Consider the following 20,537-nt stretch of genomic DNA (forward strand, 5'->3'; position numbering starts at 1 on the left):
ATGCTAGGCAGTGACCGCCCCCGGCACGCTCACCCGGGGTGCTTCGCCGTGATCGGGTGTCGGCGGCGGCAGCGAGGCCGCCGTGCGTCAGCCGATCCATCTCGGCGACCGCGCGCCGGAGTTCGAAGGCCTCTACGACGAGCCGCTCTGCGTCCGACCGTCATAATCGATCGATGGGGACTGTGGCAGCGCTCTATCGCTATTCGGTGAAGTCCATGCTGGGGGAGTCCCTGCCGGCCGCGGCCGTCACGGAATCGGGCTTCCATGGCGACCGCGTGTACGCCGTGCTCGACGGGACAGGGGCGGTGGGCAGTGCCAAACACCCCCGCAAATGGGGTGAGTTGCTGCGTTGCCGGAGCCGGCTCGACGACTCCGGAGCGGCGCGGGTCGTTCTGCCCGACGGGGCGGCGTTCTCGGTGGAGGACCCCGAACTGGACGAGCGACTGTCCAAGTTGCTGGGCCGCCAGGCATTCGTCTCTGCTGCCGTACCGGAACACAGCAGACTGGAGCGTGCCGTACCGGACTACGAAGGCGGTGTGCCGGAGGTGGTGCGAAGGACCGCCGAGGCCGACTCCACCGGGGCGACCATCACCACGGGCAGCGTGGCTCCCGGCACGTTCTTCGACTTCGGACGGATCCACCTGGTCACGACGGCGTCCCTGGACCGGATGCGGACCGTGTACCCCGCCGGGGACTTCGACGCGCGCCGCTTCCGGCCGAACCTGGTGGTGGACACCGATCACGGGCCGGGCTTCCCCGAGGACGCCTGGCTGGGATCGCGTCTGCGCGTGGGTGAGGCGTTGTTCCGGGTCGTGGTGCCCACGCCGCGCTGCGTGGTACCCACGCTGGGCCATGACGAACTACCGCCGGACCACGGCATCATGCGTGCGGTTGCCCGCGACCACCGTGTTCCGGTCCTCGACCTGGGCCGGCTCTCGTGCCTCGGCGTGTACCTCGACGTCCTCGAAGCGGGGACGGTTCGGCTGGGCGACGCGATCACCTTGCAGGGGGATGCCTGACCGGGACGGGCGTGCCTGTCCGACAACCCGGCGACGGGCGGCGCCCAGCCGGTGTCGTCTCGGTGCCGTCGTGGGGCGGGCGGCCGTTGCTGCCGTGACGCCTTGACGCGGACGATGCCGTGGCGCACGCGCAGCCGGGCGGGTCGCGGTTTCCGGCGGCTTCGTAACAGGGTCGGCCAGGTGGAGGCTCACCTGTCGGCCGCGGGGGCTCCGGGTGGTGTGAGTGTTTGCCGGCGGCGTTCGAACAGCTCGCTGTACGCGCCGAGTTCGGCTGGCCCGATGCTTCTGCGGTACTGGCCGGTGATTCCCTCAAGGGCGAGGTCTTCGCAGATCAGGGCGGCGTCGGGCGCTTCCGTCGCTTCACGGTGCCTGGTCCACACGTCGTAGATGCGGAACTGCAGGAGGTAGCGGGCCAGCGTCTTGGCCTGGATGGGGTGCCCCGACCGGCTCAGCGTTCCGTGCGCGGCCAGGTGTGCCGCGAGGTCGCTGGGTGTGGGCTCTTGTCCGTGGCGCCGACGGTAGTCGGACCAGGCGAGGTAGTAGTGGTCGACCGCGGTGAGTCTGTTCCGGTGAGTGTTCCGGCCGTTGGCCGCGCGGTCCCGCCGGACGGAGTCTTTGGGCGCATCTTCCTCCCGGTGGGCCGTGCCCATCGCTGGGCTGGTGTCGCCGGGTACAGGAGCGGGAATGCGCCCTGCATTTGCTGATTCAGAGGCGGCGTCGGACATCGGCGCGGGGACGGGTTGCGGCGCTCCAGCGCTGTTCGCGGCTGCCGTGCGTCCCTGTTCTGGCGTATCCGTGAGGGGGATGCCGTAGCGGGCGAGCCGGAGCGGCATCAGGGACTCGACGGGTGCTTTGCGGCGCCAGGCGCGGCCGAAGTGGGAGTGCAGGCGCGCCTGGTAGACGAGACGTTCCTGCTCCAGTTTGATGACCTGTTCGTAGGAGCGCAGTTCCCACAGCTTCATCCGGCGCCAGAGCAGGAAGGTGGGGATCGGGGAGAGCAGCCAGCGGGTGATCCGCACGCCCTCCATGTGCTTGTCGGCGGTGATGTCCGCGATCCGCCCGATGGCGTGCCGGGCGGCCTCGACGGCGACGACGAACAGCATGGGGATCACCGCGTGCATGCCGACGCCGAGCGGGTCGGGCCAGGCGGCGGCGCCGTTGAAGGCGATCGTCGCCGCCGTGAGCACCCAGGCGGTCTGGCGCAGCAGGGGGAAGGGGATGCGGATCCAGGTCAGCAGCAGGTCGAGCGCGAGCAGCACACAGATGCCCGCGTCGATGCCGATCGGGAACACGTACGCGAAGTCCCCGAAGCCCTTCTTCAGGGCCAGTGCCCGGACGGCCGCGTACGACCCGGCGAAGCCGATACCGGCCGTCACCGTCGTACCGGCCGTGATGAGTCCGACCAGGACGCGCTGTACGCGCCCGGCAGGCTTTCTGAAGTGCGGCTCCTGCGCCGCGACCGGCGTGGCCGGCCGGGTGTGTGCAGGGGGAAGAAGCCAGGCCGTCGGTGTCCCGGTCCGTGGGGCGGCCGTGGGTGACGTCGGAGCGGGAAGTGGTGCCGCTGCGTCCGGAGCGGGGGAGCGGGGACTCGCGGGAGGCTGGTGTTCCGGGGCGAACCGGGATGGCGCGTCGTGCGGCGGCGTACGACCGTTGACGCGCTGCGCGGTCATCGGTCCCCTCCCTGTCCGGAGGCGGAGCCGGAGAGGAGGTGGTGGATGAGGTCTTCGGTCTCCTTCTCGAGGGCGACGCCGAGGGTGCGGCTGACGTCGTGGACGCGGGTGACGGCTGCGTGCACGCCGGAGCGGTTGCCGGACATCGCCTCGATGTTCATCCAGGCCCGGTAGAGGACTTCGGCTCCTGCGTCTGCCTCCAGACCGATGGTGATGGCCTGGCGGGCGGCGGTGAGGTCGAGGTGGCGGCCGGGCTGGATGCGCAGCGCGGCGACGGTGTGGGCGGTGTAGACGATCTGGGTGACCATGTCCTGCTGGAGGGGTTCGGCCCAGGGCAGGGGCCGGTTCCCGAAAGGGCGGCCGCGCACGAGCTGCAGGGCCTGCTCCAGTGGGGCCAGCCCGTCGGTGCCTTGGGTGAGTGCGGTGCGGGTGAGGTGCTGGAAGGCGGTCCAGTCGCAGCGGATGCCGGGGTGCAGGCGGTAGGCGTCCTCCGTGCGGCCGCGGCGGGGGACGTAGGGGTTGCCGTCCGCGTCGTTGCCGAGGGCGCGGCGGAGTTGGTGCAGGCGGGCGTAGAGGGTGTTGGGGGTCCACGGGGTGTGAGGGTCCATGTCCGTGCAGACGGCGTCGGTGGTACGGCCGGGCCGGAAGTAGAGCAGAGCGGCCAGTTGCGCGGTGCGGGGCCCGTGACCGGTGGAGGCGATCCCGTCGACCTCGACCGCGCCCAACACTCGGATCTGCGGCGCCTGTGGGCGGTTGCCGGCGTCAGCTGCATCGGGTGGTACGACCGCACCGGCTGGTTCTGGTCCCAGTGTGAGCGAGGCCGGGGGGCGGGGGACGGCCGCGGGGAGCGCAGGAGAGGGGACGTCGGTTGCTTCGCTGGATGTCCTGTCGTAGCGCGGTGCAGGCGTTTCGGCATGTTCCGGCGGTTCGCAGGGGGCGTCTCCGGGCGGAGTCCGAGGCCGGGTGTCGGCACTGCTGCTCTCTTCACGCCTACCGGTCCCGGGTGGCTGCGCGAGGGCCGAGATGATCTGCCGGTAGGCCGTCTCGTCGAGTCGCTGCAGGATGATCGGGCCGGTGTCGGCGTCGAGGTGTTGCGGGCCGTGGTCGCCGGCGTCGAGGACCGGCGCGTGGGGGAGGTGCGCGATGGCCTTCTGCGCGGGTGCGACGACGGTCAGGGATGTGGGGCCGTCCTGGGCGAGGAGGGCGGCGAGGTGGCGTGCGGTGTCATTGTCGAGGGGCTGGGCGGACAGCAGCAGGCACGGGTTCTGGGGGGTGTCGGGGTGCTGGTGGGCTTCCAGCAGCCGTTCGCCCAGCTCGCGCAGTGCTTGCGTCGTGTCGGCCACCGGGTGGATGCGGCGGCCGGGGAACAAGGCGGGGAGGTCCTGCCCGAAGGCGACGGTGAACAGCGCCGCGCCTCCCGCCCAGGGTGCGAGGGCCAATTCGAGGGCGAGTGCGGCACATATCTGTGTGACATCGCCTGCCGGGCCGTCGAGGAGGAGCACGGGGTGGCGGTTGAGGTCGACGAGGATCAGGCCACCCCCGCCCGGGGTGGTGCCCAGGGTGGCCAGGGCCGGGTAGGGGGCGGGTGTGTGCCGGGCCTGCTCGGGGGTGAGGAGCTCGGGCTTGTCCGGCAGCAGCCACCAGCCGTCGGCGCCGCGGGTGAACGGGGCGATCGGGCGCAGGAGTTGGTCGTGGGGGAGCACCTCCGTGGTGTGCGGGGTGAGGCGGGCTGCGCGCAGGGCCGGGATCCAGCCGCTGCTGTCGTGGCCGCTGTGGTGGGCGAGGGTGCGCAGTGCGAGGTCGAGGCGTCGCAGGTTCTCCGGTACGGCTTCGTCCGTGCGGCCGGGTGCCGCTTGGGCGGAGGGAGTCTCGTGTGTGGGGGAGGCGTGGTGCCGGCGCAGGAGGCGGGCCAGGGCCAGCAGACAGAGGAGGGCGGTGGTCAGGAAGCCTGCTGCTGCCAGGAGGGGGCGTGCCGTCCACCGGTGTGCCGTGGTGTGCAGGGCGGGCGCGTGGGACGTACCCGGGGCGGGCGAGGCCGTGTGGGGGACGGCTGGAACGAAGGCGCTGGCGCTCGGCGTTGCGGTCGGGGACTGGCTCGCGTCGGGGTTGCTGGTGTGGCTGCTTGGTGCGGTGGCCGACGCGGACGGGTCGGCGGTGGTGGTGGATGGTGTCGTGCGCGTGGCTGTGCTCGGTGCGCTGCCGGCGTCTGGAGCGCTGTGGCTGCTGTGCTGCTTGCTGGTGGCGGGGCTGCGGGTGGTCAGGTCCTGCACGGCTTGGCGCAGAACGGTGGTGGGGGTGGTGAGCGGGAGGATTCTGGGTGCGGCGAGCGTCGCATCGCCGCGTGAGGCCAGGAGTTGCTGCGTGTTGTCGGCGGGGGTTGGGGTGTGTCGGCCGGTGTCGGGGTGGGTGATGGCGAGGGTGAGGGTGAGGGCCCCGGCGAGGACGGCGGGTATGGCGGTGCGGCGGCCGGGCGCGGTGGTGTGGTGGGTGTGTGGGGTGGTGGGCATGGGGGCGTTCACCGGGTGAGGGTGAGGGTGGCGGTGTCGAACAGGGGGAGTTCGAGGTCGAGGTAGGTGGTGGTGGCCGGTGGTGCGGGGAACTGCAGGAAGATGCGGACGCTCTCACCGGCTTTGAGGGTGCTGAGGCCGGTGGTGGTCAGGGGCTGGTTGTCGGTGTCGCGCAGGACGTAGTAGCGCTTGCCGGCGGTGAAGTCGACGAGGGTGGCTCCGGCGAGCGAGGGGCCGGTTTTGAGGATGGCGGTCTCGTTGCCGCGCAGTTCGGCGGGGACGACGGCGAGTTGGCGGCCGGTGTTGGCCAGGGTGCCGCGCAGGGTGAGGACTCCGGCCGCGGCGCGGCGGGCGGAGGTGATGGTGAGGGCGAGGTGGTTCTGTCCGTGGAGGGTGACTGGAGGCGCGCTGGCGGGGGTGCGGGAGGGGGTGGGGCTGGTGTCGGCGGCCGAGGCGGCGAGCGGGCTGGGGTGGTCGGCGTGGAGGGCGAGGTAGCCGGCGGCTGCCAGGGCGAGGACGGCGGCCAGGGTCAGGGCGGTCAGCCGGACGGGTAAAGCGCGCAGTGAGCGAGAGGTCATGAGTACGCGTTCCTTCCTGTGGTTCGGCCGTGTACGCGGGTGCAGGTGGCGTGGGACGTGGGCAGGCCGAAGGGGCCTGGTGGCCTGGTGGCCGGGACGAGAACGGGGTGGGTGCAGGGTGGGGCGAAGCCGGGTGGCGCGGCCCGCGCGCTCGGCCGCGAACGGTGGAGGCGGTGCGGGCCGGGTCTACCGCTCGGGGGTGGGGTGGGGCCAGACGGTGATGGTGTCGCCGTCGAGGGTGACGTGCCGGTCGGGGAAGTGGCGGCGGACCTGGGTGAGGTCGTCGGGGGTGAAGTCGCCGGTTGCGGTTGCGACCCAGGCGTCGCCGATCCGGCTCAGGTCTCGTGTGTCCGCGGGCCAGACGACGGTGCCGGCTAAGTCTTCCTCGGCGCGAACCTCGTTCCCTCTGTGGGGCATTGCTCTTCTCCTTCACGTGTGGTGTGCAAGGTGTGAGCTGCGAGTTTGTGCGGTGCCGTGCTGTTGTCATGTAACGCTAAATGTTCGCGCGAGCAAATATCAAGGGGGTTTTGGTGGCAGTCACAGAACTGCGACAAACGCCGCCCGTGTCCCGGGACCGCGCCGGCGTCACAGGTGTGTCCACGGCCGTGGGCCGCCCCCGGTGAGCGGTGTCCATATCGCGGCGCTCGGCCCGTGTTCCTCGAGGTCCTCCAGTACGGCCGCACCGAGCGGAACCTCCTCGGCGAGGCCGGAGATGTCGGGATGCTCGGCGGCCGTCGCCTGGAGGTCTTCGATGCGGTGGGCCAGTTCCGGGCGGCCGGCACCGGTCAGCACGAACAGCACCGCCGGGAACAGGGAGTACCCGCGCGACCATGCCGGCCTCCCGTGCGGGGTCCCCGGCTGGGCGGGCCGATGACGGCCGACGGCCGAGGCCGCGGCGTGCAGGCGGGCGTGGGTGACGAGCCTGGCCGTCAGGCGCTGGCTGCTCATTGTGGTCCGGTCGACCTCGACGAGCGCGCGCAGCGGCGTGCGCGTGCCCGCGGTGACGCGGGTGTAGTGCAACAGCGCGTCGGACACGACGAGTTCCCCCGTGCAGCCGCCCACTGCATGGACGGCCTCCGGGATCCAGTCCAGGAAGCCGTGTTCGTCGCCGCGCCGGCGGGCATCGGCGGCGAACGCCAGGTGTGCCCGCACCACCGTCAGCGTGTGAGCCGACTTCAAGGAGGCCTCGTCGGCCGAGGCGACGGGGCGGGCGGGGCGGCCGCGCAGTTCGGGGAAGCCGTTGGCGATCCGGGCGCCGTCGGCCGTGAGGAACCAGGCCCGAGCCCGATGGGACTGCGGCAGGACCACGAAGTCGACGAGACCCCGCTCGTGCAGCACGGTCAGCGGGTTGGACACGGTGCGCCGGGTGGCGCCGGGGCGCAGCATGGCATGCAGCTGGGTCAGGGTCGCCATGCGGTGCTGCGCGAGCGCCGCCACCAGCTGGTGGGGCAGCCACTCGCTGCGCCGCGGCAGCCCCCGCACGGGCGGCCGGGGCCCCTGCGTGAACGTGCGTGGGTTCTGCGCGGATGCCGTCCCGCGGCCCGGCTCGGACGCGCCCGTGACGGAGGCCGGTTCTGCGAAGCGGCGCCGGGACGCGGGTCGCGGCGCCGACGGCGCGAACCCGGCGGGCACGGGCGGTGCGTGGGGACCGCGCACGGGCTCGGTCCCGGCTGCGGGGGCGGGCGTGTGGGAGGGCTCCGCAGCAGGTGAGGGCCCGGAGCGGTGCGGGTGCGGGGTGGCGGTCACGTGTACCTCTCTTTCTTGGGCGGGGGCACGTTTTCCTGCGTGGAGGCGTGCTCGGTGAGGAAGGCGAGCACATCCCTTCCGTGGAGTGCGGCGTGGGCGGAGAGCTCGTGAAGCGGCCTGCAGCCGGCCCGCTGCTGCGCGGCGCTCTCCAGCGCGGCCGCGCGGCGGGGCCGGGCGAGGTCGGCGAACACGTCGTCGAGGTGGGGGCCGGTGATGCGGACGGGGCCGACGCGGCCGCCGTGGACGGTGAGGGTCATGTAGTGCTGGTAGCGCTCCAGGGCGGCGACCTCGGCCGGGCTGGGACGGCCGCCCCATTCCGCGGTGAGCGCCGCGATCGCGCTCACCGAGCCGGACGTGGAGGCGAGGGTGGAGGCGTTCTGGGTGAGGGATGCCTGCACGGGGGCGGGCAGGCGGCTGAGCAGCTGGGTCAGGCCGTGGACGGTGACCCGGTACTTGCGCAGGTCCTCGAACATGGCGGCGATCGTCTCCGGGGCCGCTCCGGTCAATGTGATGAGTTCGTCGAAGTACAGGCGGAACAGGCGGCGTTGCGCGAGGGGGACGGCGCGGCGTGCGCGCGCAGCGCGCAGCAGGTCGCGGGTGAGCAGTGCGGTCAGCAGCCGGTCGGTGGGGCCGTGTCCTCCCGGGCACACCCAGACGATCATTCCGTGGTCCATGGCGGCCCGGCTGTCGTAGTGGCCGACGGGCTGCCCGAGGAAGGCGTGGGTCACGGGATGGGCGGCCAGCCGGGCCAGCGGGTTGAGGACCACGGTGAACGCGTCGTCGGGCAGGCGGGGGAACACGGCCTGCCACCAGGCGCGGACGTCGTCGTCCAGCCGGTCCGCCGCCACGGTCAGGGCCGTGGCGCGAAAGGCCGTGTCGGTGAGCAGGGCCCGGATCTGGAACACGGTGGCCTGCGCGTCGCGGCGGTCTGCCGTACAGGCGGCCTGGTTGACGGCGGTCAGCACGGTCAGGCAGGCGGTCAGGATGGTCTGGGCCCTGGGTGCGGTTGCGTCGTCCCAGCCCAGGACGGTCGCGAACGCGTCGGCGACGGCCTCGACGACCTCGTGCGCGGCCTGTCCGTCCTGCATCGCGAGCGGATTCCACGCGCTGACCGAAGGCGTCGGCCCGATCGCGCCGAGGTCGATGAGGGCGATGCGGGCGGCGATGTGGTCGTGGGCGAGAAACGGCAGAGCGCGCGGCCAGGAGTCGCGGTGCGGGTCCATGAACAGCAGGCCGCCGCCGGCGTGGGCCCAGCCGATCGCCTGGGCCAGGGCCCGTTCGGTCTTGCCGCCGCCGGCCCGGCCCACCCCGACCTCGAACAGGGTCTCGTCGGCGTAGGTGGCCACCAGCCGCCGGCGCCCGTCGGGACCCTGGTAGTGACCCTGCAGGAGGAGTTCGGGGTTGCCGAGGTCGAAGGTCGGCAGGTCCGTGGGCAGCAGCGGCAGCCGGCAGTGCACCGTGGGGGGCTTGAGCAGCCCGGTCAGTTCGTCCAGCCGGACCCAGTTCGCGCGCGGCGGCCTCAGCCAGCCGTACTGCCACCGCCGATCGAAACCGCGCCGGCCGGGCCACCGATCGGCCCCGGCCCGCCACGGGCCCAGCCGCCATCCGCGCATCGCCCACCGCGAGGAGCCGCCGAACACGTCCAGCGCCGCCTGGACCTGCGCCAGCCGGGCGAACGCGCGGCCCTCCACGTCGGAGGCGCACAGCACCAGCAACTGCACGCGGACCAGATGCTCGTCCCCGGAGAGTTTGCCCAGGGCCTCCTGCGGGTCGATCCGGCGCGGCACCGGCGGCATCACCAGCCGCCGTCCCGCGCCGGTGTCGCCTTTGCCCGCGAGCAACTGCCGTACCTGCCACAACAGTGAGTCCTCGACACGGGCCGCGTCGCGGCGCAGCCAGCGTGCGGCCCGCTCGGCCTCCTTGCGTTCCTGGCGCCGGGCGGCGGCCAGCAGTTCCAGCCGCCGTGTGCGCAGCGCCCACTTCGGGGCGCGCTGGATGTCCAGGCGGATCTCCGCGAGGTCTCCGAGCCCGGCGCGCAGGTCGGCCACGGCGTCGACGAGGGGCTGCAGGGGGTCGGGTGCGAGCGGCACCTCCCGCAGCGGGCCGGTGGGGCGGCCGCGCAGGACGAACTCCGCGCGCACGGTGTGGCGGCGCGCCGCGTCCTTGATCGGGACGGCGGGACGGGCGGTGACGTGCGGCCCGAACGGCGTGATCGCCAGCAGGCGTTGGGCGCCGGCCGGTCCTTCGATCCGGTAGCGCAGCGGGCTCGTGCCGTCCGCACGCAGCCGGATGCGCACCGCCTTGGAGCGGCGCGGTGCCCACCAGGGCATGCTGGTCGAGGCCCGCGCCAGCTGCACACCGTGCCGGAAGATCTCCTCCAGGCTCGGCTCGAACAGCCGGCCGGCCACCACCTCCAGCGCCGTCCGCTGCGCCGACGCCCGCACCGCCAGCCGGCTCGCCACCATCTCGCCCGCGCCCCACAGCGCGCCGACCACCGTCACGAGCACGTACCAGTGCCCGCCCAGCCACACACCACCCGACCACATGCGCGCGACGAGCGCGGGCAGCAGCGCGGCCGTCGCCAGCACCGTACCGCTCACCGCCGTGCCGGTCGGGGTGTCCACGACGAGCCTCCTCCCGCGGATCCGTCACGTGTGAACACCCAGTCGCTGACCCGTCCGTCGGTGCACACGCCCGCCCGGTCGCAGCCCGCCCACACCAGATGCACCACCGCCCGGTCCGGGCCGCCGTCCCGGCGCGCGATCGCCGCCTGGATCCGCAGACGGCTGAACGCCGCAGTGACCGGATCACCACGGCCGGGAAAGAGCGTCGGCCAGGCGGCGCGGCCGACCCCGGTCGCGTCCGCACGGAGCACGAGGCGCCCCGCCGTAACCAGCCGCCGCTCGTCGACGGCGGGAAGATCGGCCGGCCAGGCCGCGTCGAGCGCGCGCTGGATCGCCCGGTCACCGGCCCTTCCCTCGCCGAACGGTGGCAACGCCGATGCCTGCGATACCCCCGGCCGGGCTGCGCCCGGACCGGCTGCCGTGGAGACGACTGGCGTGGAGGCCGCGGCCGTCGTGGCAAGACTGGAGGGCACGGGGGCGGGGACGGGCTCGGGGAGGTGCACACCGGCGGACGCCGTACCGGCACGGGCAGGCTCGGATGCCCCGGCGGGGGATGTGGCGTCGGTGGTCGGCTGTTCGCGCGGATGCGACGGGGCGAGCGCCAGTGCGCCGCAGACCGTGACGAGCACCGCGGCTGCCACCAGCCACCGCACGCGACGGTGGCGCACCGGACCTTGTACCGGGCGTGTCACCAGCGCCGGTACAGGGTCCGGTGCAGGAGCAGCTGCGGGAGGCTGCCGGTGCTGCGGGAGGGCGGGGGAGCGGCGGGTGTTCAGGCGTCGGCGCATCACGGCCTGCCCTGCCCGCGCCGGTGCCCGCTGCGGTTCGTTCGGCTGGTGGGGGAAGCCGTTCCGGCCGGTGGGGAGGGGCGGTGCAGGTGGGTGAGCCAGGCCGTCGCGGCCGTCACCGAGAGCACCAGCAGCGGTGCCACCCAGCCGGTCCACCCCCGTGCGCCGGCGGCCGGGGCCGGGTGCAGCAGGGTCACCGCGCGGGACAGCGCGGCCAGGACGGTGCCCACGATGAGGAAACGCAGCGCGTGGGCCCGGCGCGGGTGGGCGGGCCGGCCCCAGTGGGCCAGTACGAGCCCCCAGACGACGAGCGCGGCACCGGCCAGTCCTGACGCGGTGAGCAGAGCTGCAGGATCGAACATCACGAAGCTTCCTCTCCGGGAGTGCGAAAGAAACGGGGAACGAGTCGAATCCGGTGTGGAACAGGGAAGTTGATGGCGGGTCACAGCAGGCGGGCCGCTCCGGCGTAGCCGGACATCGCGGCTACGGCGTCCAGGCGGACGACGGTGCCGGGCCGGGGCGCGTCGATCATCTGGCCGTTGCCGAGGTAGATGCCGACGTGGTGGATGGTCGGGTCCCGGCCGGGGGCGTAGGCGTAGAAGACCAGGTCACCCGGTTTGAGGGCGGCGGTGCCGAGGGATGCGGGGATCCGCCGGCCGTAGGCGGCCTGTGCGGCGGCGTTGTGCGGCAGACGGATCCCGGCCTGCGCGTACGCGTAGAGGGTCAGGCCCGAGCAGTCGAAGCCCGTGATGGTGGTGCCGCTGATGCCGCTGGGCGTGCAGCAGACGCCGGTGCTGGGCCCGTGGGCGGTGCCGCCGCCCCAGGAGTAGGGCACGCCGCGCTGGGAGAGCGCAGCCTGAAGGACGGTGCGCACCGTGCCCGTCACACCGGTCAGGTCGGGGTCTTTCGCGGCGGCCGTGTACTGCTCGATCCAGCCCAGCACGTCGTGCAGGTAGGCGGTGGAGTGGTTGTACTGCAGGATCGCGGCGTCCAGTTGGGAGGACCGGGCGAGGTTGCGGCCGCGGCCGCAGAGGTGGACGGCGGCGCCGACGGCGGCATCGTCGGCGTTGTGGGGATCGGCGACGTGGTCGCCGTTGCCGTCCTTGCCGACCGCCTGCCAGGTCGCGGGCAGGAACTGGAAGGGGCCCACCGCCCGTTCTCCGGTCGCGGTCCCGTCCCACCGGCCGTGGTCGGTGTCGGCGACCGGTGTGGTGTTGCCGCCGCTGCCCGAGCCGTCGAGCAGCACCCCGTAGATCTTCGGGCGGATGTCGCCGTTGGCGGAGATCGTGTGTCCGGTGGCGTGGTTGGATTCGACTTTGGCGATGCCGGCCAGGATCGGCCAGCGCAGCCCCCGGCAGCCGGGCACGTACCGGGTCACGTGTACGGCGGCGCTCTGGTAGGCGGTGAGCATGCGGGCGGGGATGTCCGCCACCGTGCCGGCGGTCCCGCCCGCATCCTGGCTCTTCAGCGCGGCCAGTGCGCCGAGGGCGCCGGTGAGCGGTGCCGCGCAGCACACGGCCGCCAGCAGCAGGACCATCACGACACAGCCCCACCGTGCCCGCCGCCCGCCCCGGGAGCGGGACGTCGCGGTCATGAACCCTCACCGTCCTCGCCGCCGGTCATGTCTTCGCCGTTGGCGGCCGACTCCGGGCGGGGATGCGGTGGTGGCGCCAGGAGCCGGGCCAGCCGCTGGTCCGACGGCTGGGGCGGTCCACTGGGGGTGGTCCACCAGTGCGCTGCGGTAGCGCCCGGCCCGCGGCGCGCGGTACCGGACCCGCCGCCCTGTCCGCTCCCGCCGGTGGCCTGCCCGGTGGAGCCCCGGGTGGCGGCGGGCCCATCCGGCAGCCGCCCGCCACCGCTGCTGCCGCCGCGCGCACCTCCCCCGTCTGTGCGTCCGGTGGGGGCCGACCGGTCGGTGCCCGTCGGTGCGGTGCCGGGCGCGGCCGCCGTGGCGGGGCCGTTGCCGGTGAGGCGGCGGGTCGTGAAGGGGCCGGTGCCGCCGTGGTCGCCGGCGTCACGTGCCGCGCGCACGATGTGCCGCCCCGTGTCACCCCAGGCGCGGCGGTCCTCGCGCACGGTGTTGGCCCACACCCGCACCTGCCGGCGCACGTCCTGGGTGAAGTGCGACTCTCCGGAGCGCAGGCGGCGGACGTTCTCGGGCAGGCCCGCGGTGGTGGCGTACGCGGCGCGGCCGCCGCGGTTGAGGAGGCGGTAACCCCGGTAGCGCACCAGCCGGTTGTGCGCCCGGGTGGACAGCAGGGGGCGGTCGGCATTCTGGTCGTGGAGGATCTCGCCGGTCGTGCGGTCGATGATGCGGCCCTGATCGTCGCGGTAGCGGTCCGCCGGCCCCCGCCGGACGACCGGAGCACTCACCTGACCCGCCCGGCCGGCCGTTCCGCGCCCGCCTGCACCGGCGGCCACCGCGGCACCGTCGGTGCCGGTGGGCTTTTGCCACTTGGCGATCTGGTCGCGGTCGGGCCGCCGGCCCACCAGCAGGCTGTAGGCGCCGCGGGAGCCGAGGCTCACTCCGGCTCCGGCTGCGGCGGCAGCCGCCGTCAGGGGGGCCAGGCCGCGGCCTGCCTCCGCACCGGCTTCGGCCAGCAGGCGCCCGGTGTCCACCGGAACACCCGCCCCGTCGACGGCCGAGGCCAGCGCCCCCAGCAGGCGGTGGCGGGTGCCCAGCAGACCGAGGCGGCCCCCGCCTCCCAGCACCCGCCCCCCTCCAGCCGCGCTCAGCGCGCCACCCAGCAGGTGCGGGGAGTGCAGGGCGAGCGCGGCGCCGAAGTCGGAGGAGTCGCCGGGCAGATGGGTGCCGCCGACCTTGGCGTAGCGCATCCGCAGCGCCATGCGCCGGCTGAACGCGCTGATCGCGGTGAGCAGGCGGCGGTGCCCGGCCGCGCCGGCGACAGCGAGGGCGTCCAGCAGCAGGAGGCGTTCCACCTCGAGCTGGGGGCCGTGGGTGAGGGTGGCGTCCATGGCGATGCCGGCGAACGGCACGAACGCGCACACGCCGACCATCGTGGCCAGGGCGATGCCCCACAGCGACAGCCACTTCCACACCGACTGCCGGGCCGGTCCGGGCAGCATCCCTGTGACGAACGTGATGCCTCCGGCTGCGGCCGCGCCCGCGCACACGGCCTGCGTGGCCAGCAGCATCATCGCGCTGGAGAGGAACATCCCGCACAGGAACAGGGCGGCGACCAGCAATAGTCCGGCGCCGCCGAGCCGCCACCAGGTCGGCGTCTGCGCGTAGGCGGCACAGGCTTTGCCGACCGGGCCGGCCTTCTTCAGATCGGTGAGGAAGGCGTCGAACTCCCGGTCGTCGTCCGTGACGAGAGCGTTCTGCGCGTCCAGCAGCTCACCGCCGGGGGTGAGCGCGGGCAGACTGTCACTGCTCTTGCCCGGGGTGCCGTCGATGCCGCGTTCGCAGTACGTCTTCGCCGGGCCGATGATCTTCTTGCAGGTGTCCTTCGCCTCCTGCGAAGCCCCCGCGGTGGCCGCCTTGTAGCCGCCGGTGACCCATTTCAGATGCAGCGCGTAGGCCGCACGGTCGGCGGTCTTCGCGGGGTCGAGGATGCGCCCGTACTCCAGCAGCATGTACGGCTTGACGACGAGCGCGTTGGTCAGGGCGTCCTGCAGTGGCCGGGCCACCTGGGCGGCGGACACCGGCGCCGAGCCTTCCTCCTGGAGGCAGGTCAGTTCGGCGTTGCCGGACAGCGACGCGCAGGGGTCCGTGCTGGCGATCTTGCCGCCCCAGTCGTAGGAGGCGACGCTCTGCTGGGCGACCTGGCCCGCCATCTGCTGCGCCTGCCCCAGCGGGCCGTCCGCTCCGAGGAGGTAGTCGGGGCGTACGAACACCGACGCGGCCAGCGCGCCGATCAGCAGGGTCAGGACGATCTCGCCGAGGCCGCGGGCGAGGCGGCCGCGCACGATGAGGAACGCGGAGAAGACGAACGCCCACGACAGCAGCAGCCCTTTCAGCCCGAGGGTGTCGACGGCGAGCCGCGTGTAGCTGTCGGCGGTCTTCTGCGCCGGGGTGATGAGCAGCTTGAGCAGTGGGAAGCGGAAGGCGACCTCGATCGCCCACCCGGCCAGGCCCACCAGCAGGCGGATCAGCGTGAACAGGCCGGACAGGGCGAAGGCCAGGGCCTGCGTCTTGAAGGCGACGATCGAACCGCCCGCGGAGGCGAGGTCGTAGCCGTCGAGGGGGACGCCCTCGCTGGAGGTGATGTCCAGCGGCGCGAGGAGATCGCCGGTCCCGCTCGTGGCGCCGCTGCTGGTGGCGGCGTAGACGACCTGGCTGTTGACGACGACGAACACGGCCGCCGACAGCACGACGAAGCCGACCGCGCGCAGCCGGCCCGGTGCGCGGCGCATCACGATCGCCTCCGCAGCACGCGCCGGCGCCGCCACCAGGTTGCCGCTGTCGTGGCTGCGGCGGCCGGCACGAGCAGGCGTGCCGCCGAACCCGCTGTTGTACCGGCACTCGGACCGGGGCGGGCATCGTTTCGCGGCCCTCGCGTCGCCGTGGCGGCTCCGCGACGGCAGTACGTGCGGGCCGGGCCTGCGATCAGAGCACAGGGACCGTCCTCGGCGCGCTGAGTCAGCGACGCGCCGGCCGCCGCGGTGGCGGCGGTGCCGGAGTGCTGCGCACGGGGCCACCACGGTTCGGGCAGGCACGAGGCGAGCACGATGAGGAGTACGGCGCCGCCGACCGCCACCGCGAGCACCCACCGTCCTCGGGATGCGCGGGAGAGGGGTTCGCTGCGTGCCGCGCGAGGAGGGGCGCTCATCGGATCTGCTCCTGTGAGGAGGGGAGGTCCGCCGTGGAGTGGGCCGGGTCTGTGCCGAGGCGCAGGCCGCCGGTGGTCTCGACCTTCGTGGCCCGGCGGCCGGGGGTGGTGGTGATGGCGTCGGCGATCCGCGCGATGCGGGGGATGACGACCTTGACGCGGCCGGTGTTCTGCCGTGGGCAGGTCAGCAGGAACTCGCCCTCGCGGCCCGGCTGTCCGACGGGGGACAGGCCGCTGGTCACCAGCCGCAGCAGACGGTCGTCGCCGGGGTCGAGGCCGATGAACTCCAGGCCGCGGCGGGCACGTTCGCGGTCCGTGGTGCGCGCCAGGGCCCGGTAGGCCATCAGGCCGCGGTCGGGGCCCAGTTCGTTCGCGTCGTGGGAGCCGGCCAGGAGTCCCGCGCCGTGCTTGCGGCCGTCGTGGAGGATCTCGTGGACCAGGGCGGTGCCCTCGGCCGAGGAGGTCAGCCAGTACAGCTCGTCCGCGACGACGGCGCAGAACCGTGTCGGGTCCTCGAACGCGGTCTGCCGGGCGATGGCCGCGATCAGGTAGAGCACCGCCCGCCCGATCAGCGCCTCCAGCGGCTGCTGGTGCAGTACCTCCGGTGTGTCGAAGGCGGCCCGCGGGGGCAGGGTCAGGCCGGCCGTCGTGATCACGATCAGGTCGGAGGCCGCGGAGGCGTCCAGCCGGACCGGGGCGAGCGCCGGATCGAACACCATCGCCGCCAGTGCGTTGCCGGCCACGACGCGGAGGAGCCCGGCCAGGGTCGCGGCCGCGTCCTGGCGCCGCCCGCTGCCGCGGGCGGCCATCTCCTGGAGCACCTGAAGGACACGGTGCATGGAGGGCTGCGGGCCGTCGGCGGCCTGTTCGACCGCGTGGTGCAGGACTTCGCCGTTGGTGCTCATCGGGGCGATGCCGAGCTGCAGGGTCAGGTAGGACAGGGCGTAGTGGCGCCCCGCCGGCCCGGGGAACAGGCGCAGCGGGTCGATGGAGACCCGGGCGCGGGCGGCGTCGATGATCTGGCAGCGCTCGCGGGTCGCGCTGCGGGCGAAGGCGGCCCACTCGCGCACGGGGGTGCGGTCGATGCAGACCGCGATCCCGCCGCGCGCCCACACTGCCTCGGCGACGAGTTTTTGCAGCACGCTCTTGCCCGCGCCGAGGTCGCCGACGACGCCCATCGAGGCGGAGGCGTCGTGCTTCGGCGCGTCCCCGATGTTGATCGTGACGGGGCGGGTGGTGCCGCTGTCGAGATCGACCCCGAGGAACATCCCGTCCGGATCGCCCACCTCGCAGACGGTGAAGGCACCGGACATGGCCCAGTCCTCGGACAGCTGATGCTGCGTGAACTCCCGCACCAGCCCCGGCCGCAGGCTGCCGGGCAGGCCGAGCGTGAACAGGGCCTCCTGCAGTCCGGCCGGGCGCACCGCCCGGTAGTCCGCGCCGGACAGCAGCGCGGCGAGGGTGCGGGCGCGCGCGTCGCAGACGGCGGCGGTCGGACCCCACACGGTCAGCGCGGTCACCGACTGCACCTCCACCTCGACGGAGGTCCGTGACAGGCGGCCTTCCAGTTCGCCCAGGTCCCGGCCGGCCTCCGCAAGAGAGGCGGGCGTGCCCGTGGGGCGGGCGTCGTACTGGTCCACCTGGTCGACCAGTTCGTTGCGTTTGCGGCGTACCTGCTGGCGGGCCGTCTCGGCCGGCACCAGGGTGAGGTCGACCGTGTAGTCGACAGGAAACGTCAGGCTCTCCAGCTGGGCGAACAGATCGGCGGCCTCCGCGCTCAGCGCGGGCGGGCACTCGGCCAGCGCCAGATGGGCCTGATAGCCGCACCCTGCCTCCGTCTCCACCTCCAGCCAGCGCCGCGCCAGGGGCGAGCCGCCCGCTGCACGCAGCCGTCGCGGCCGCCGCCGTGCCGGGTGCGCGGCGGAGCCGCTCGTCCCGGGGGCGTCGGCGCGTTCTGCGGCCTGGGAGAGGGTGCCGCCTTCCTGCAGACGGGCCTGGCCCAGGTCGGCGTAGCTGGGGGAGTACAGCACCCCGTCACGCAGCTGCCCGCCGTACAGAGCGCCGGACTCGGCCTCGGCGAGCAGCGGCTCCGCAAGACCCCGGTGCAGCGCGTGCTGGATCATCCACACGATCTCCGCCGGGCGTGCCGCACGCACCGCGACCGAGCCCGCCAGCGCCGCCTCGACCCGCGCCGCCTGCTCCCGGTAGGCGGTCACCTCGCGCACCCCCACCGGCGCCGCACGCAGGCCGAGCGAGGGCGCGAACTGCGCCCACACCGCCGCCAGATGCGCACCGTGCAGACCAGGCGCATCCCTCAAAGGCACGGCCAGCCACAGGGTGCGCCGGTGCATCTCCTGCCCGCCCAGCAGATCCAGCACGGCCTCGACGCCCTCGGCCCACGGATGCGGGCCGGCACCGGGCGGCGCGTCGTCGGGGTCGACACCTTCGATCATGCGCAGCGCGACCTCACCCGGGTCGACCCGGGCGCAGAGGCCGAACAGGCGCGGCGCTCCGGACAGGGAGCGGACCAGGTGCGTGATCCTTGCCAGCTGCTCGTCACGGACCGCTGCCGCGGTGTAGGTGCCCTGGACCGTCTCCTCCCGTCCCTGCGCCTGCTGACCGGAGCCGGGGCGCAGACGGTAGAGCGCCCACACCCCGCCCTGCGTCGACCACAGCAGATGCCCGGCGATGTGCCGGATCGGCACCCTCACCGCACACCCCCTTCGGGCCCTTCGCGCTCGGCGAGCAGGAGGAGCCGCTGGACGCCCGACACCGCGCCGACCGGGCTGCGCGCAGCGCAGCGGACCGGCTCGGGGCGGGAGTCGTGCCGGGGGGCCGAGGCCCCGGCGCCGGAAGCGGATGGTGAACTCTCAACGGTGAAGCCGCCCAGCAGCGTGCGGGGCGTCCTCGGGCGGGCCGTTGTGCCGCCGATACGGCCACCGCGCGGTTGCGCGGCCAGCAGTGCCCAGCCCAGCGCCGCCGACAACGGGGCACGGCCGCCGATCCTTGGGCGGCGTACCGCCCAGATCGCCACACCCCACACGATCACCGGCACGGGCCCCAGCCACGACCACCAGGCGATCGTCTTGACGAGGAGATAGCCGCCGACGACTGCCACCGCGATCTGCGCGGGCGTGTAGGGCCCCAGCGGCACGCGCCAGTCGCCCATCTTGCCCAGCACCCACGGATGACGCCGGGCCGCGGTGTAGTACCGGGCCACCTGCTGCCCGCCGGCCGCGCTCACAGCTCACCCTCCGCGCGGGCAACAGACGTTGACAGTGGCGGCACGGAAACGGCGTACGGCCGGCTGCCGGGGGTGGTGGGGGCGGACTTCGCGGGGTGTTGGACCTCGTCGCTGAACATGTCCGCCAGCTGCTCGCGGGAGTTGTACAGGCCCAGCGCGATGACGAGCAGGATCAGCGCGCCGATGCCGGCCTTGACGCTGAATTTCTGGATCATGCCGACGACCACCAGGACGACCAGGCCCGCCTGCAGTCCGGTGTCGCCCCAGTGCTGGAACATCGCGATCCAGGAGTTGCCCAGATCGTCCAACTGTCCCGCCAGCAGCACTTCGTGGACCGCGCTCATGAGCGCCCGCCCCCGCTCTGCGTGGCTGAGCCGGCTTCGAAGGCGGCCACTTCCCACCGGCCGGAGCGGGCCCGCAGGGTGAGGGCGTAGGCGAGCGGCCACCGCGCAGCGGCGTCCCGGGCCTCCACCTGGGCCAGCACGTGCACCGTGGTGCCGTCCGCGGCAGCCGTGCCGGCGATCGGCGTGGTCTCTCGGGCCTCGAGCCCGGTCACCGACACGGCCTGGTAGGCGGCGGGTTCGACGGCGGACAGCGAGACGTCAGGGGCGAGGTAGCGGTCGATCCGCCCGGCACCGGTCAGATAGGCGGTGAGGAACTCGCCCACCGACGAGGCCACTTCGCTGCCGGTCGGCACCGTCACCGCGTACGAGGACGGTCCTGCCGTGGCGCGTCCGGGACCGGCCACCGCGGCGGGCGCCGCCGTCACCACGCACCGGGCGCCGCCCTCGTCCGCGGCCACCGGCACCGCGTAGTAGCGCACCCGACCGTCGGCGTCCTGCGCAGCCACCGTCACCAACGACTGTGCAGCCGACACCTGCGCACTGCGCACCGCCAAGACGGCCTGCAGCCCCGGCTGCGCATCAACAACGCGATCGGGCAGGTCGACCGCCGGGCCGAGCCGCCGCGCAAGCCGCGCCTGCGCAGAGTCCGCATCGCCGGCACTGCTGCGCAGCCACGCGCCGACGAACAACTGCGCACACCCGCTCGCCCCGTCCGTGGCCGCGGCATTCGTGCGCAGGGGAGCCGGCGTGCGCGGGGCGGCGTCGGTGTCGGTGTCGGCATGCGCACCCGAGGTGACGGACAACGCGAGTGCGAGCGGCCCGGTCGCCAGGGCGACGCATACGGCCAGGCGGGAAAGGCGGACGCGGCGGCGCATCCGTTGCAGCCGGATGCTGCCGGCAACCGGCCCGGCATCGCGGCGAGGTGAAGCCTGCTTGCCAGGAGACATGGTCGAACTCCCAGGTCGGTACGGGTGGATACCGGCCCGAGCCAAACCGAGCCCCCTGACCGCAACGCCGACCACGGGCACCTGACCACGGTCACGATCCCGACACGAGGCTTGTGGTCACCCGACCACGGGCTGACCAGGCCCCCGACCGCACGCATGCATGCGAGGAACGCCCGGAGGGTCCCAGCTCCCGGCAGGTATGGCTGGCGGTCCCGCGCGCGAGGGCACCGCACCGTCCGCCGTGGCACCGACAGCCGGCGCCGCGACGGTGGACAGC

The 20,537-nt window shown here is 73.6% G+C and carries 15 protein-coding genes; 1 reads left to right on the forward strand and 14 read right to left on the reverse strand.

Annotated features, from left to right (window positions below; translation table 11 throughout):
• Positions 1–173: 173 nt before the first annotated feature.
• Positions 174–1,019, forward strand: coding sequence for an MOSC domain-containing protein (locus WN71_RS26090; RefSeq protein WP_046592357.1), 846 nt, complete (start codon positions 174–176; stop codon positions 1,017–1,019).
• Between the two features lie 188 nt (positions 1,020–1,207).
• Here WN71_RS26090 and WN71_RS42895 read toward each other — a convergent pair whose 3' ends face one another.
• The 14 genes from WN71_RS42895 to WN71_RS26160 all read right to left on the reverse strand — a co-directional run bounded on the left by WN71_RS42895 (position 1,208) and on the right by WN71_RS26160 (position 20,260).
• The gene (locus WN71_RS42895) at positions 1,208–2,395 is read right to left on the reverse strand and encodes a DUF2637 domain-containing protein (protein ID WP_240529764.1); all 1,188 of its coding nucleotides are present in this window, start codon (positions 2,393–2,395) and stop codon (positions 1,208–1,210) included.
• 290 nt (positions 2,396–2,685) lie between these two features.
• Positions 2,686–5,196, reverse strand: a complete 2,511-nt coding sequence (locus WN71_RS26100) for an AfsR/SARP family transcriptional regulator (protein WP_052743211.1) — start codon at positions 5,194–5,196, stop codon at positions 2,686–2,688.
• Between the two features lie 8 nt (positions 5,197–5,204).
• The gene (locus WN71_RS41085; protein ID WP_071369880.1) at positions 5,205–5,774 is read right to left on the reverse strand and encodes a hypothetical protein; all 570 of its coding nucleotides are present in this window, start codon (positions 5,772–5,774) and stop codon (positions 5,205–5,207) included.
• Positions 5,775–5,960: 186 nt separating this feature from the next.
• Positions 5,961–6,191, reverse strand: coding sequence for a hypothetical protein (locus WN71_RS26110; protein ID WP_071369881.1), 231 nt, complete (start codon positions 6,189–6,191; stop codon positions 5,961–5,963).
• Between the two features lie 168 nt (positions 6,192–6,359).
• A complete protein-coding gene (locus WN71_RS26115) occupies positions 6,360–7,256 on the reverse strand; it encodes a replication-relaxation family protein (protein ID WP_046592061.1) in 897 nt (298 codons plus the stop codon).
• Between the two features lie 260 nt (positions 7,257–7,516).
• A complete protein-coding gene (locus WN71_RS26120) occupies positions 7,517–10,066 on the reverse strand; it encodes an ATP/GTP-binding protein (protein ID WP_107469771.1) in 2,550 nt (849 codons plus the stop codon).
• A gap of 50 nt (positions 10,067–10,116) precedes the next feature.
• On the reverse strand, positions 10,117–10,812 hold the full coding sequence (locus WN71_RS42020; RefSeq protein ID WP_240529765.1) for a hypothetical protein: 696 nt from the start codon (positions 10,810–10,812) through the stop codon (positions 10,117–10,119).
• A gap of 119 nt (positions 10,813–10,931) precedes the next feature.
• On the reverse strand, positions 10,932–11,294 hold the full coding sequence (locus tag WN71_RS26130; RefSeq protein WP_046592041.1) for a hypothetical protein: 363 nt from the start codon (positions 11,292–11,294) through the stop codon (positions 10,932–10,934).
• 80 nt (positions 11,295–11,374) lie between these two features.
• Complete coding sequence (locus tag WN71_RS26135; RefSeq protein ID WP_240529766.1) at positions 11,375–12,526, reverse strand: C40 family peptidase; 1,152 nt, start codon at positions 12,524–12,526, stop codon at positions 11,375–11,377.
• Entirely contained in the window at positions 12,523–15,309 is a 2,787-nt protein-coding gene (locus tag WN71_RS26140; RefSeq protein ID WP_052743212.1) for a hypothetical protein, read from the reverse strand. The genes WN71_RS26135 and WN71_RS26140 overlap by 4 nt, the downstream gene beginning before the upstream one ends.
• A gap of 412 nt (positions 15,310–15,721) precedes the next feature.
• On the reverse strand, positions 15,722–18,436 hold the full coding sequence (locus WN71_RS26145; protein WP_079178119.1) for an ATP-binding protein: 2,715 nt from the start codon (positions 18,434–18,436) through the stop codon (positions 15,722–15,724).
• The gene (locus WN71_RS26150) at positions 18,433–18,969 is read right to left on the reverse strand and encodes a hypothetical protein (RefSeq protein ID WP_046592042.1); all 537 of its coding nucleotides are present in this window, start codon (positions 18,967–18,969) and stop codon (positions 18,433–18,435) included. Before WN71_RS26150 ends, WN71_RS26145 begins: the two co-directional genes overlap by 4 nt.
• A complete protein-coding gene (locus tag WN71_RS26155; RefSeq protein WP_240529767.1) occupies positions 18,966–19,313 on the reverse strand; it encodes a hypothetical protein in 348 nt (115 codons plus the stop codon). Before WN71_RS26155 ends, WN71_RS26150 begins: the two co-directional genes overlap by 4 nt.
• Positions 19,310–20,260 (reverse strand): conjugal transfer protein, encoded by a 951-nt coding sequence (locus WN71_RS26160; RefSeq protein ID WP_046592043.1) that lies wholly within the window; start codon positions 20,258–20,260, stop codon positions 19,310–19,312. Before WN71_RS26160 ends, WN71_RS26155 begins: the two co-directional genes overlap by 4 nt.
• Positions 20,261–20,537: the final 277 nt, after the last annotated feature.

This window comes from Streptomyces mangrovisoli (assembly GCF_000974985.2).
GTDB classification, from domain to species: domain Bacteria; phylum Actinomycetota; class Actinomycetes; order Streptomycetales; family Streptomycetaceae; genus Streptomyces; species Streptomyces mangrovisoli.